This is a genomic window from Flavobacterium sp. GNP010, from assembly GCF_056428945.1.
This window is the reverse complement of the sequence record NZ_JBWJVK010000028.1, coordinates 1-13201: the sequence shown is the minus strand read 5'-3', so window position 1 is coordinate 13201 and position 13201 is coordinate 1. Positions and strand designations below refer to the sequence as shown.

At 33.3% G+C, this 13201-nt stretch carries 15 protein-coding genes and 1 tRNA gene; 8 read left to right on the top strand and 8 right to left on the bottom strand.

Annotated features, from left to right (window positions below):
* Window positions 1-20: 20 nt before the first annotated feature.
* The 8 genes from murG (at window position 21) to AC061C_RS11980 (ending at window position 7705) form a co-directional block, all read left to right on the top strand.
* Window positions 21-1109: an undecaprenyldiphospho-muramoylpentapeptide beta-N-acetylglucosaminyltransferase gene (murG, locus tag AC061C_RS12015; RefSeq protein ID WP_478291368.1), complete on the top strand. Its 1089-nt coding sequence runs from the start codon at window positions 21-23 to the stop codon at window positions 1107-1109.
* A 6-nt stretch (window positions 1110-1115) separates the two neighbouring features.
* Complete coding sequence (locus AC061C_RS12010; RefSeq protein WP_478291367.1) at window positions 1116-1286, top strand: hypothetical protein; 171 nt, start codon at window positions 1116-1118, stop codon at window positions 1284-1286.
* A 17-nt stretch (window positions 1287-1303) separates the two neighbouring features.
* Window positions 1304-2653 carry a UDP-N-acetylmuramate--L-alanine ligase gene (murC, locus tag AC061C_RS12005; protein WP_478291366.1) on the top strand — a complete coding sequence of 450 codons (1350 nt, stop codon included), beginning with the start codon at window positions 1304-1306 and terminating at the stop codon, window positions 2651-2653.
* Window positions 2640-3362, top strand: a complete 723-nt coding sequence (locus AC061C_RS12000; protein ID WP_417976964.1) for a cell division protein FtsQ/DivIB — start codon at window positions 2640-2642, stop codon at window positions 3360-3362. Before murC ends, AC061C_RS12000 begins: the two co-directional genes overlap by 14 nt.
* Before the next feature lie 6 nt (window positions 3363-3368).
* The gene (gene ftsA / locus AC061C_RS11995; protein WP_309754849.1) at window positions 3369-4739 is read left to right on the top strand and encodes a cell division protein FtsA; all 1371 of its coding nucleotides are present in this window, start codon (window positions 3369-3371) and stop codon (window positions 4737-4739) included.
* A 96-nt stretch (window positions 4740-4835) separates the two neighbouring features.
* Window positions 4836-6770, top strand: coding sequence for a cell division protein FtsZ (gene ftsZ, locus AC061C_RS11990; protein WP_478291365.1), 1935 nt, complete (start codon window positions 4836-4838; stop codon window positions 6768-6770).
* Window positions 6771-7110: 340 nt separating this feature from the next.
* Window positions 7111-7560, top strand: coding sequence for a GatB/YqeY domain-containing protein (locus AC061C_RS11985; RefSeq protein WP_478291364.1), 450 nt, complete (start codon window positions 7111-7113; stop codon window positions 7558-7560).
* A 71-nt stretch (window positions 7561-7631) separates the two neighbouring features.
* Window positions 7632-7705: transfer RNA gene (locus AC061C_RS11980), tRNA-Arg, on the top strand.
* A gap of 466 nt (window positions 7706-8171) precedes the next feature.
* Here the strand turns inward: AC061C_RS11980 and AC061C_RS11975 are convergent.
* From AC061C_RS11975 to AC061C_RS11940, 8 genes are all read right to left on the bottom strand, one after another.
* A complete protein-coding gene (locus AC061C_RS11975) occupies window positions 8172-8582 on the bottom strand; it encodes a hypothetical protein (protein WP_478291363.1) in 411 nt (136 codons plus the stop codon).
* Window positions 8583-8692: 110 nt separating this feature from the next.
* Entirely contained in the window at window positions 8693-9253 is a 561-nt protein-coding gene (locus tag AC061C_RS11970; RefSeq protein ID WP_478291362.1) for a hypothetical protein, read from the bottom strand.
* Window positions 9254-9295: 42 nt separating this feature from the next.
* A complete protein-coding gene (locus AC061C_RS11965; RefSeq protein ID WP_478291361.1) occupies window positions 9296-9484 on the bottom strand; it encodes a hypothetical protein in 189 nt (62 codons plus the stop codon).
* The gene (locus AC061C_RS11960; RefSeq protein ID WP_478291360.1) at window positions 9474-10505 is read right to left on the bottom strand and encodes a DUF6371 domain-containing protein; all 1032 of its coding nucleotides are present in this window, start codon (window positions 10503-10505) and stop codon (window positions 9474-9476) included. The genes AC061C_RS11965 and AC061C_RS11960 overlap by 11 nt, the downstream gene beginning before the upstream one ends.
* Window positions 10506-10630: 125 nt before the next feature.
* On the bottom strand, window positions 10631-11806 hold the full coding sequence (locus AC061C_RS11955; protein WP_478291359.1) for an AAA family ATPase: 1176 nt from the start codon (window positions 11804-11806) through the stop codon (window positions 10631-10633).
* Window positions 11807-11808: 2 nt separating this feature from the next.
* Window positions 11809-12120, bottom strand: coding sequence for a hypothetical protein (locus AC061C_RS11950; protein ID WP_478291358.1), 312 nt, complete (start codon window positions 12118-12120; stop codon window positions 11809-11811).
* A 5-nt stretch (window positions 12121-12125) separates the two neighbouring features.
* Entirely contained in the window at window positions 12126-12407 is a 282-nt protein-coding gene (locus AC061C_RS11945; RefSeq protein ID WP_478291357.1) for a helix-turn-helix domain-containing protein, read from the bottom strand.
* Window positions 12408-12515: 108 nt separating this feature from the next.
* Window positions 12516-13201, bottom strand: a 686-nt coding sequence (locus AC061C_RS11940) for a hypothetical protein (protein WP_478291356.1), incomplete at its 5' end; no start/stop codon positions are given.

The window sequence follows — 13201 nt, the reverse complement described above, 5'->3', positions numbered from 1 at the left end:
AAATTAGAAATTAATAAAAAATGAAACAGTATAAATTCATATTAAGTGGTGGCGGAACGGGAGGACATATCTATCCTGCAATTGCTATTGCAAATGAATTAAAGACTCGTTTTCCTAATGCCGAATTTCTTTTTGTAGGTGCCCAAGATAAAATGGAAATGCAAAAAGTACCTCAGGCAGGTTATAAAATTAAAGGACTTTGGATTTCAGGATTGCAGCGCAGACTGACATTTGATAATGCGCTATTTCCAGTTAAGTTGCTTTCAAGCTTATTAAAATCTAGAACCATAATCAAACAGTTCAAGCCAGATGTGGTTATTGGAACAGGAGGTTTCGCAAGTGGCCCTTTATTGCAAGTAGCAGCAATTGCAGGAATTCCGACAGTAATTCAGGAGCAAAATTCTTTTCCTGGAATTACCAATAAACTATTGAGTAAAAAAGCCAATAAAATTTGTGTGGCTTATGAAAATCTGGAACGCTTTTTTCCAAAAGAGAAAATGATACTAACTGGAAATCCAGTTCGACAGGATTTAATCGATATCGAAAGCAAAAGAGAAGAAGCGATTCAGTACTTTAATTTAGATTCAAATAAAAAAACAGTATTGGTTCTTGGAGGCAGTCTTGGAGCAAGAAGAGTAAATCAATTAATCGAAAAAGAGTTGGCAAATATGCTTTCTCAAAATGTTCAAGTGATTTGGCAATGCGGGAAGTTATATTTAGAAGACTATAAAAAATACAATTCTGCACATGTTCAAGTAGTCGCTTTTATTGAAAGAATGGATTTAGTGTATGCAGCGGCAGATGTTGTTATTTCTCGCGCTGGTGCTTCGTCTGTTTCCGAGTTATGCATAGTGGGAAAACCAGTGATTTTTATTCCGTCGCCCAATGTAGCTGAGGATCACCAAACTAAAAATGCAAAAGCAGTAGTAGATAAAAAAGGTGCCATTTTACTTAAAGAAGTTGATCTTGATGCGCAATTCGGCCTTGTTTTTGAAGACTTACTGAAAGATCAGAGAAAACAAAATCAGCTGAGTGAAAATATAAAAGCATTGGCTTTGCCAGAAGCAACAAAACAGATTGTTGACGAAATAGTGAAACTTTTAAAATAATAACAAATGGAGAGCGATTTCTTTAAGGGAATGATATTTCTTTTATTAGGAGTTATTCTTATTATATATCTTAAAATTAAAAACCATAAAGATTATTATGATGCAAAAGGATATATTGGGGGTATTGGTTCTATATTATTCGGATTGTACTTAATATTTCAATTTTTCAATCATTAAATTTTTCAATTAAATAAATGAACTTAAATCAAATACATAACGTCTATTTTATCGGAATCGGAGGGATTGGGATGAGTAATTTGGCTCGTTATTTCAAGAATCTGGGGAAGAAGGTTTCTGGGTACGATAAAACGCCATCTGTACTTACAACTGAATTGATTGAAAGTGGTGTTTCAATTCATTTTGAAGATGATATACATGCAATTCCAAAAGATTTTTACTTAGAAAATACGTTGGTTATTATTACACCGGCGGTTCCGAAGACACATTCAGAGTGGAATTATTTCTTAGAAAGAGACTTTCAAGTAAAAAAAAGAGCGGAGGTTTTAGGAATAATTACCAAAGATACTTTTTGTTTTGCCGTTGCTGGAACGCATGGTAAAACGACTACTTCAGGTATTTTAGGACATATTTTACAGGAGAGCGGAGCAGATGTTACTGCTTTTATCGGTGGTATTGTTGAGAATTATAATTCGAATTTGATAGGAAGCGGCAAAACGGTAACTGTTGTTGAAGCAGATGAATTTGATCGTTCGTTTTTGCATTTGCATCCCAATATTGCGTGCATAACCTCTATGGATGCAGATCATTTGGATATTTATGGAACCAGTGAAGCGATCGAGGAATCTTTTGTTGAATTTGCATCTAAAATTGAAGACAAAAGCAATCTTTTTATAACAAAAGAATTACCGCTAGAAGGTGTAACCTGTGCCGTTAATGAAGATGCAGTTTTCAAGGCTTTTAATGTTAGAATTGGAAATGGCAGCTATGTTTTTGATGTACAAACGCCCACGGAAGTAATCCAAGATTTGCATTTTGGTTTGCCGGGAAGACATAATTTAATGAATGCTTTAATGGCTATCGCAATGGCTAAGTTATTCGGAACCCCAACCGTTGCTATTGCAAAAGCCATTGCATCATTTAAGGGAATCAAAAGAAGATTTTCGTATCAGATTAAAACGGATGTCAAGGTGTATATTGATGATTATGCACATCACCCAACAGAAATTAATGCGGTGCATCAAGCAGTTCGAGAGTTGTATCCAAATCAAAAAGTCTTGGCCATTTTCCAGCCTCATTTGTTTAGTAGAACGAGAGATTTTGTTGATGATTTTGCCAAAAGTTTATCGGCCTTTGATGAAATCATTCTATTGGATATTTATCCTGCACGTGAATTGCCTATGGCAGGAATAAACTCACAATGGTTGATGGATAAAATGATAAACACCAATAAAAAACTAGTAGCTAAAAACGATTTAATTGCACGTATTTTAGAAAGTGATGCAACAATAATTGTTACAATAGGAGCAGGCGATATTGGAGAATTAGTACCATCAATTAAAAAAGCGATAAATGAAACTATTTAATTGGACAAATATTCGATTAATACTGATGTTTGTGTTGGTGATTTTTTTATTTTCATTTACGTCAAATCGAAATGAAAATAGAAAATTGACTAAATCTATTGTTTTTTTTGAAGGAAATGACGCTCTTTTTGTAAAACAAGAAACGGTTAATAAATTGTTGATAGAAAATAAAAAAGACGCATCTAGCATTCAAAAAGTTAATCTAGATTTGAATACACTAGAAAAAACGCTCAACGCACAAGAGATGATTGAAAAATCGGATGTATTTGTGAGTGTTGACGGTGTGTTAAAAGCAGTGGTAAAACAAAAGACTCCTATTGCTAGAGTTTTTGATAATAACAGTTCCTTTTATATTGATTATGAAGGAAATAAAATGTCGTTATCAAGTAATTTTACAGCTAGAGTTCCACTTGTTTCGGGGGGAATTAATAAAAAAAATAACGAAGATTTATCTGATTTGTTACGCTTAATTTATGACGATGCGTTTTTAAAAAAAAACATCATCGGAATCCAAATTATGCCTAACGGAAGCTTAAAAATGCTCAATAGAAATTTTGATTACCAAATTGATTTTGGTCGAATGATCAATGTGGAGCGTAAATTAAAGAATTACAAAGCTTTTTTTCAAAAAGCAGTTTTAGATAGTTCGTTATATAAATATAAAAAAATTGACCTCCGATTTACGGAACAAGTAGTTTGTACTAAATAATAGATAATGGAAAAAGAGAATATTGCAGTAGGTCTAGATATTGGGACAACTAAAATAGTTGCCATGATAGGCAAGAAGAATGAGTACGGGAAATTAGAAATTTTAGGTGTAGGTAAATCCAAAAGTTTAGGCGTGGCAAGAGGTGTTGTTAATAACATTACTCAAACCATACAATCTATTCAACAAGCGATTCAAGAGGCCGAAAATAACTCTGGATATAAAATAAAAGATGTTGTTGTAGGAATTGCGGGACAACACATCCGCAGTATTCAACACACCGATTATATCAGTAGAAACAATCCTGAAGAGGTTATTGGCGGGAATGACATACAACTTTTGATTGATCAAGTAAATAAATTGGCGATGTTGCCTGGTGAGGAAATTATACACGTCTTACCACAAGAATTTAAAATTGACGGACAATCTGAAATCAAAGAGCCGATAGGAATGTACGGCGGAAGATTAGAGTCCAGTTTTCATGTTGTTGTAGGGCAAGCTTCATCGATAAGGAATGTAGGCAGATGTATTCAAAGTTCAGGGATTGAGTTATCTGGTCTGACGTTAGAACCATTAGCTTCGGCGGATGCTGTTTTGAGTCAGGAAGAAAAAGAAGCTGGTGTTGCATTGATTGATATCGGTGGTGGTACGACAGATTTAGCCATTTTTAAAGACGGTATTATTCGTCATACAGCGGTAATTCCTTTTGGAGGAAATGTAATCACAGATGATATCAAAGAGGGTTGCTCCATAATAGAGAAACAAGCCGAATTGTTGAAAGTTAAATTTGGATCAGCTTGGCCAGGAGAAAATAAAGACAACGAAATTGTTTCTATTCCAGGATTAAGAGGGAGAGAGCCAAAAGAGATTTCCTTGAAAAACCTGTCTAAAATTATCCATGCAAGAGTGGTGGAAATTATTGACCAAGTTTTTACAGAAGTGAAAGCATACGGACACGAAGATCCTCGCAAAAAACTCATAGCTGGAATTGTACTTACTGGGGGAGGTGCACAATTAAAACACATCAAGCAGTTAGTTGAATATATTACTGGAATGGATACTAGGATAGGATATCCAAACGAACATTTAGCCGGAAATTCAGATGAGGAAATTTCAAGTCCTTTGTATGCAACAGCAGTTGGATTGGTGATGAAAAGCATTGAAAATAAAACGCATAGTGCCATTCGAGTAGATGCTGTTGAACAACCTAAAGCTCCTGTATACAGACAAGCAGTTGTGCAAAATCCAGTTATTGAAAAAGAGGAAGAAGAGGATCAGAATCCAAATGAGAAACACAACTCTACCGTAAACAGGATACAAAGAAATTTCTTTGATCGTTATGTAGACAAGATTAAGGATTTCTTAGATAATGCAGAGTAATTTAGAAGTAATAAAGAATATTGTTTTTTTTCCTTTTTGCCCCAAGTAAAAAGAAATAAAATCAAAAATAATAATAAATATCAAAAACCAAATAAAATGATGAGCAACTCAGAATTTGGAAGTATTTCATTTGATTTACCAAAGAACCAATCAAATGTAATAAAAGTTATTGGTGTAGGTGGAGGCGGAAGTAATGCAATAAACCACATGTTCAAGCAAGGAATTAAAGGCGTAGATTTTATCGTGTGCAACACAGACTCTCAAGCTTTACAAAGTAGTTCCGTGCCTAACAAAATTCAGTTGGGAGTGCATTTGACAGAAGGACTTGGTGCTGGAGCAAATCCAGATGTAGGACAGCAATCTGCTATTGAGAGTATTTCCGAGATTGAAAAAATGTTGGATAGAAATACTAAAATGGTATTTATCACTGCCGGAATGGGCGGAGGAACAGGAACTGGAGCTGCACCTGTTATTGCACAATTGGCCAAAGAAAGAGATATTCTTACAGTTGGGATAGTGACATTACCTTTTTTATTTGAAGGGAAAGTGCGTCAAGAACAAGCGTTAATTGGTATTGAAAAATTACGCAAACAAGTCGACTCTTTAATTGTTATTAATAATAATAAATTAAGAGAAGTATACGGGAATCTTGGTTTCAAAGCAGGATTTTCAAAAGCAGATGAAGTTTTGGCAACAGCCTCACGAGGAATTGCTGAAGTAATCACGCATCATTACACTCAAAATATCGATTTAAGAGATGCTAAAACCGTATTGTATAATAGCGGAACGGCTATTATGGGATCATCTGTTTCTTCTGGTGAAAATAGAGCCAAGGAAGCTATCGTTGCTGCTTTAGATTCTCCGTTGTTAAATGATAATAAAATTACTGGTGCCAAAAACGTATTGTTGCTTATCGTTTCTGGAACCAATGAAATTACAATTGACGAAATTGGAGAAATCAATGATCATATTCAAGCTGAAGCAGGGCATAATGCCAATATTATCATGGGGGTTGGTGAAGACGAATCACTAGGAGATGCTATTGCAGTAACCATTATTGCTACCGGTTTTGATATTGAACAACAGAACGAAATTGTAAATACAGAACCAAAAAAAATCATACACACCTTAGAAGATGAGCAAAGAAGCGTTCACAATCTAAGTAGTAAAACAGTTGCAGCTTTTGATTTAAATACAGAATCTCCAGCTTCAAATTCAAACGAAAGAATAGTTTTTGATTTGTTAGAAGATACCGTTGTTGCTCCTGAACCAGTGGTAACGTCTCCTACTATTAATAAAGAAGAATTAATAGTAATGTCTGAGTTTATTAAAAATTTAGACGTGACATTCGAGATAGTTTCTCCTATCACTGATATCGATTTTACAATTTCTTCTCCAGTAGCCGAAGTAAAAGCAGTTCAGCCAAAAATTATCGAAAGACAAGAGCAAACGACTTTCTCTTTTGACTTACCACTCTTCAAAGCGGAACCAGTTGCGCAAGTTGAAGATAATAAGATAATGTTTGAGTTGACAAATGAAACTCGCGACATCAAAGTAAATGAAGCTGTTCAATTTGTTCCAGTGACAGAGTTGACTGAAAATGGAATTATCAAATATTCTCTTGAAGAATACATGGATCCAGAACCAGATTTCATGGTGAAGCCAGTTGCTAAAACTCCAGAAATTGTTGTGCCAGCTGAGTTGAATATCACAATGAAACAAGTGGACACAGCTGTAAATACAGCGGTTGACTTCGAGGCTATTTCTCCTATGGAAATGACAATCGAGGAATCATTGCGAATGAGGGCAGATGAAAGAAGAAAAAAATTAAAAGAATTCAATTATAAGTTTCATAATAATGTTTCTAAAATTGATGAATATGAAAAAGAGCCAGCTTACAAAAGATTAGGAATAGACATTTCAAACAATCAATCTAATAATACAAATTCGAGAATTTCTGTTGGAACAGACAGCAACAACGATTTACAGTTGCGTTCAAACAACTCGTATTTACATGACAACGTAGATTAACTAACTCAAACCAAAATGAGGTAGCCCGAAAATCTATAGCATTTTCGGGTTATTTTTTTTGTTTCGAGCAACAAGGCAATTTATTGTTAATTACAGTAAATTTCTTTAAATTTGTCGGGCCTTAGTCCAGCTGTCGTTTCAAGCTTTTTATCGCAACTATTTTTTTATAGGAACAAGAAAGAGCTTCTTTTAGTCGCTTTTCTAGTTCAATAAAAAATATAGTTCCTCTCAAAAGGCTTTCCACTACCATCTGGGGCAGAAAATAGGAATCATTTTCACAATTAGCTTTTCAACAATCGATTCATTAAACAATCGATTAACCAAATTAACAATAAAGAATATGAGTTTATCAGTACAAATCATGGACGAAATGAAAACCGCCATGAGAGCCAAAGATACCGTTGCACTAGAAGCTTTGAGAGCTATTAAATCTGAAATCCTATTAGCACAAACAGCAACAGGATCAAAAGAGGAAATAACAGAAGATGACGAGGTTAAATTGCTTCAAAGATTAGTAAAAACGCGCAAGGAAAGCGCTAGAATTTTTACTGAACAAAATCGTCTGGATTTAGCTGAACCAGAATTAGCACAAATTGCAGTAATCGAAAAATTCTTGCCAGCGCAATTAAGTGAAGCAGAAGTTGAAGCTGTAATTGCTAAAATTATTGCAGAAACAGGTGCGTCAGGAATTGCATCAATGGGGAAAGTAATGGGTTTAGCAGCCGCACAATTAGGTGGAACTGCCGAAGGAAAAACTATTTCTACACTAGTTAAAAAATTATTGACATAAATTTTATGATTCAAGCTTAACGATTTTAAATCACAAATCTAAAATCGTTAATCAAAAATCTTAAATCAAATGGCTGCGTAGTTCAACTGGATAGAATATCAGATTTCGACTCTGAGGGTTGCAGGTTCGAACCCTGTCGCGGTCACTTTTACAGACTCAATTACCTTATTATTAGGTAGTTGAGTTTTTTGTTTTTTAGAATTGCCAAACCATTGCCAAACATTTACTAAAACAGTAAAAATTTAATACATTTGTATAAGGTTTTTGATGCCAATTTTAAACCTACGTTTGAACAACGTAAAACGGGAGCGTGAACAACTCCCGTTTTTTTATTCCGACCATTACGCGCGCGTATTGTTTTGATTTTAGATAATTACGCACCCTGTACGCGTAAAAAATAGGTGCAGATTTTGAAAAAAAAATTGATTATTCAAATTGCACACGCGTAACAGATAGGTGCAAATACAAATTATTTAAAATCACTAAATTTAATCTAAATTAAACCCACGCGAATTAATAGGAATGAACTTTTACTTTGTTGCAGTATATCGAATAATAAAAAAAACCGCTCAATTTTGAACGGTTTTGATTAGTTTTTTATGCTTGTTGAATTATTTTAATTTATTAATCAAAATTATATTCATCTCATTGCTACATCCCCAGAAAATTTGAAAGTTATCATTTGTTCTCCAAGCCATTTTAATTAAGGAATTTTCAAGAAGTATTGAATTGCTTAGATTGTGAAAATCTCGTAAGCCCTCAATATTTTCAGCAATTAATGATTCGTCAACTTCTGCTTCCATAATATTTAAATCAAAGTGTGCGAGTACGTTTTTTAATTCGTCATAACTTTGTTTGTAACCTACAGGTGTTTGTTTCGTTGCAAATGTTTCTGCACCCTTATTTAAAAGCCAATTGTTTAAAATGAATGTAGTACCTTTTAATCCCTTATTATAAGAACTTATTTGTGCATTTACTGATGAATAACATAAAACGAATAGAATTATTAATGCGTTTTTCATTTGTTAAGTTTTTTATTTTCTACAAAGTAAGTGTTTTAGTAATGTAGCAACAATACCCACTTTTAGTGATATTTAAACGAAAAAACCAAATAGATTTTGAACGGTTAACATCACATCAGTAATAACCTTTCAATTGTTTCAAATGGATAATTTTTGGATAAACTTATTTTATCTAAAATTTTTTGATACCGTTTTGTGGGTTTCCCGTTGTAATGGGTTTTAAAATGCTTCTTATATTGTTCCTCAAATATTTCATCTCTTAAATAGATTCTGTCAAAAATGGAATGTAACTGTCTTGTTTTTTTTGAAACGTTTTGTTTCTCGTAATACAAATATTTAAAATTCTCTCGGTGTAAAAAATATTTGTTGTAGTGATACAATTTTCTGCAACGTTTTTTTGTAATAGGACAAATAAAATAGAATACTTCGACCTTGCCTAAATTTGAGGGTATCGATATAATTTGTACATCATAAGTGATACTTTCCCCGTTTTGGTTGTATGATAATGTGATAAACTTTTTATGCTCCAAAATGTTGCATTTTATGTTTATACTTGAAGTTATTTCGCCCTCAATACTCCAACGTATAACGCCCGATTTTACACCGTGGTTTAAATATCCCCATGCTTTTAGCTTGGTTATGCTAACTGTTTTACAATTTTCTATATTCATGTTGCTTTGATTAATAGCCTAAATTATTAAGGAACTTTACCATTAAATAAAATTCATACGTCCAGCATTTGAAACAAAATTTATATCGAAATATGAAATTTTCTTTTTGCCGTTTATGGTTTCTACTTGCATTTTATACTCTTTACTTTTGTTTGTAATTATGTGAAAGTCTTGTACTATGTTGCCGTTTCTTTTATACGTTCCCATCAGGGATTTACTTCTAATTTTCATTAATGATTTTTTTTAATTCTTTATAATTGTAATCTACTAAATCAAAGGTTTTTATTAGTTCCCAAATTTCGGGTTTATACTGTTCAATTTCATGTATAATTAGTTCGCTTTCAGTGTAGTGAACCTCATCAGGTTTTTGTATTCGGTGTTCTTTTAATTCTTGAATACATACGTCTGCTAAATCTGTTCCATCTGCAAAGTTGGTTTGCTGTTCTAGCCAATCATTTACAACAATTTTATAACCAAATCCATTAAGCTGAGTGGCTTTGTTTAACCAGTCATTATACTCGCTTTTATCAGGGAACGCCACAATTTTGTATTGCTTAATGGGGTGCAAATACTCGTGTTTTAAACCGCCTTTACTGCCTGTTGATAACCAAGTATATTCAGGTTTAAAAATGCTCATTACAACGGCTGTTTTTTCGCTTTCAACTATTGCAATAGTCTTTAAATTGGTTTCATTGATCAGGTGTAAGCCAAATAAACATTGACTTAAATTAAAATCATTCAATTTTAAAACACTTCTTACACTGCTTATAAAACCTTTGCCCTCGTTGTTTTTTACTCGTTTCCCTGTGTAGGGATTGATCAACATTATTTTGCCGTGTCTTACATTTTGTTCATTGTCAATTTGCCAAAAAACAGTTGCACCGCTCCAATGTTTTGACGTTCCTATTAAGTATTTTAAAATCACTTCTTTTACTTGACTATCTGAAAAAATAGTTCTTAGGAATTGAACAAAGGTATTTTCTTTGAAATTGCGCCCGCTTTGTGAAACAAGGTTATAGCTGTGATAGCTGGATTTAGGTTTATGAATGTTTACAAGTTCAAAAGTGTTCTTTAATTCGCCCGTAGGGGTGTTGTAGTGACCGCAATTTGTTTCACGATCACAACGCCCAAACGTTTCAGCTAAATAGTTTCCTGTTTCTGTTTCAATGAATAGTACAAAGGTTTTTTTGTTGCATTTAGGGCAAATAAACTTCTTACTGCTTTTATCTAATGTGTATTTATATTGTATCATTACTTTGTTACTTTAAAGTATCATAATAAAGTACCTAAATAGATACTTTACACTTTAAGTGTGTATGTATACACTTAAAGTAAAGTGATAGGGATTAATAATTTTGTTTTGATTAAAGTGATAGATTATAAAAAACCCTCGATCCCGCCTTGTTTATTTCGTACAAAACCATCACTTTGAAAGTCGTTATCAAATTGGCCTAGTGTGTACGGTGCTTTTAATTTGTCCTGAAGCAACCAGCCATTATTTTTGCAATCAGTGATTAATTTACCTATTGCGTTTTGGCCAATAGATTTACCAAATACATTTTTGTAAGCCAATATTAATTGTGTTTCTAATAACTTGAAACTGAAACTTTCGCCCTTACTGAATACGGCTGTCAATAATTGATATTTTTTGTAGTCCTCTAAATCTGAAACATCAAATTTGTTTTTTTTCGTTTCGGTTCTCATTTCAAAGTTTTCAGCTATTTGAGGGATGCCGTTTTGATCAATTTCAAAGGCGAAAATCTCGGGTTCTACGTCTCTACATTGCAAAGGTTCAACTATCGAAATATTGCTGTCGTTTTCGGCTTTGGTTACGCTTAAAACGGTTTGTGCTTTGTTGATCAATTCAGTACCTATGTGGCCACGGGCGTTATTGTCGCTTTTGTTTTGGTGCAATACGGTTACTAAATAAATGTTTCGTTCCTCTGTCCATTTTAATAATTTACTAGCAATCATTGTGGCCTCACTTTCATCATTGATTGAGGTTACTAAATCCTTAATGCCATCAATTACAACAAAACCAATTTTATCATTGCTGTAGATTTCAGTTTCAATAAATTGCAAACGTTCTGCTGGGGATAAACTTCTTAAATTAAATGCGTGTAAATTCTTTGGCTCGGGTTGTTGCACCTGTGCGCAAATGCGTTTTACTGCCTTTTGTACGTAATATTTACTTTGTTCCGTGTCAAAGTATGCTACATCATTTTTATCAGGTGGTAAATAGCTTTTAAAGCGGTTCAAAATATAATCGTTCCCCAATGCGGTGGAAACTGCAATACTTACAAAAAACGATTTTCGGCTTTTGGCTTTACCAATGATCAAACCAAAATCGCCCAATGTACCCAAAATTGCTTCGCCCTTATTTTTGATATTGGTTAAACTCCATGCTATTTGAGGCGGTGGAATAACCTCATTAACATCAATTTTAAATTTAAGGCGGTTTGTTTCGTGAATGTTTTGTTCGCTTTGCATTGCGTTGTCTATTGCGGTGCTTAATTTGTTTAAGCCGTTCGCCTGTGGTGCGTGTTCATTCATGCCTAAAACAATTGTAATTGATTAGATCTAGGAAACAAATCGGGGTTTGTGGTTAAATACCATGCTCTAAATTTTGTGAGTTCACAAAACCCTTTTTTAACCTCGTAGAGTAAACCTCTTTTTTGCAAATCCCTTTTGTATCTGCAAATTGATTTTTGAGGAACTCCAGTTGCATCAGCAACCATTGAGGCGGTGGCCGTGTGGCTTTGTAAATAGTTAAATATGGTTTTTAATTGTGAAGTTGATACTTTATCTTTGCTTTGTTTAGGAATGATAATGGTATCAGAGCGGTGGGTGGTTGGTGTACTTTCCATCGCCTTTATTGATTTAAGGGTTTTAAGGTGGCCTCAATATCACTACGTAAAAAGTAAACCCGTGAACCTATTCCAAGGGGTTTGAGTTTCCCTGATTTTGACCAATTGTGTACGGTTGAAATATCCACATCAAACATTTGCGCTACTTGTTGACGTGTTAAATACTCGGCTGGTTGTACGGGTTTAAAATGTTTTAAAAATTCCTGTAATTGAATTTTTACCCCGTTTGAAATTTCTTTTTGAAGTTGTTCAGGGGTGTACTGAATAAATTGAACTGTTGCGCTCATAAAATTTATTTAAAAATTAATATGATGCAATAGTATTTAAATGCTATGTATCTGTAAATCAATACATAAAATACATATCAATTCCGTAAATTACGTATTGAATACGTATTATTTTGAAAAATTTTTCAAGTGAATTTTTTCAAATCCGTTAAAATAATCTTTTAGTAAATTGAAATATTCCTTTTGTCTTCCGTAGGTGCTTTCTGTTGTTACGTCTTTATAATATTTGTAAAAAATGTTTACAATATTCTCAATTGAGTCGATATTATTAAAACTATATTTTGTATCAGGTGGTGTTTTTAATTCAAACGCTTGTTTTAAATATTTGTTTAATTCAATTTCGGTTAAGTACTTTTTTTCAACTAGGTTTTGTTTGAAATATTGAATTAATATGGTTTCGCTTACTTTGTCGAATTTATTAATAAACGATTCTTTTATAACTGTTGAGGTGTCGGCTTCGGGTTGTTGAGGTTTTGGATTTAACTTAATGTATTGTAAACGTTCGTAAAAAAGTTTGAAAAGATCACTTATGTTTTTACCCTCAATTTTTAATTCAGTTTCTAATTTATTTGTAATATGTAAATATTCAAAAAGTAACCTGTCGAAGTCGCTTTTAATTACTGATTCTAATGATGTTTCTAAGGTGTTAAATATGCCTTTCTTAAATTTTGAAAGAGGTGCATTTAGTTTTTGCAAATCAGTTTTTAAATTAGGAAAGTACAATTCAAATTCACTTTGCATTAGTTCGATCTGTGAAACTATTCCATTAATTCTTTTTAGATACATTGGTAAGT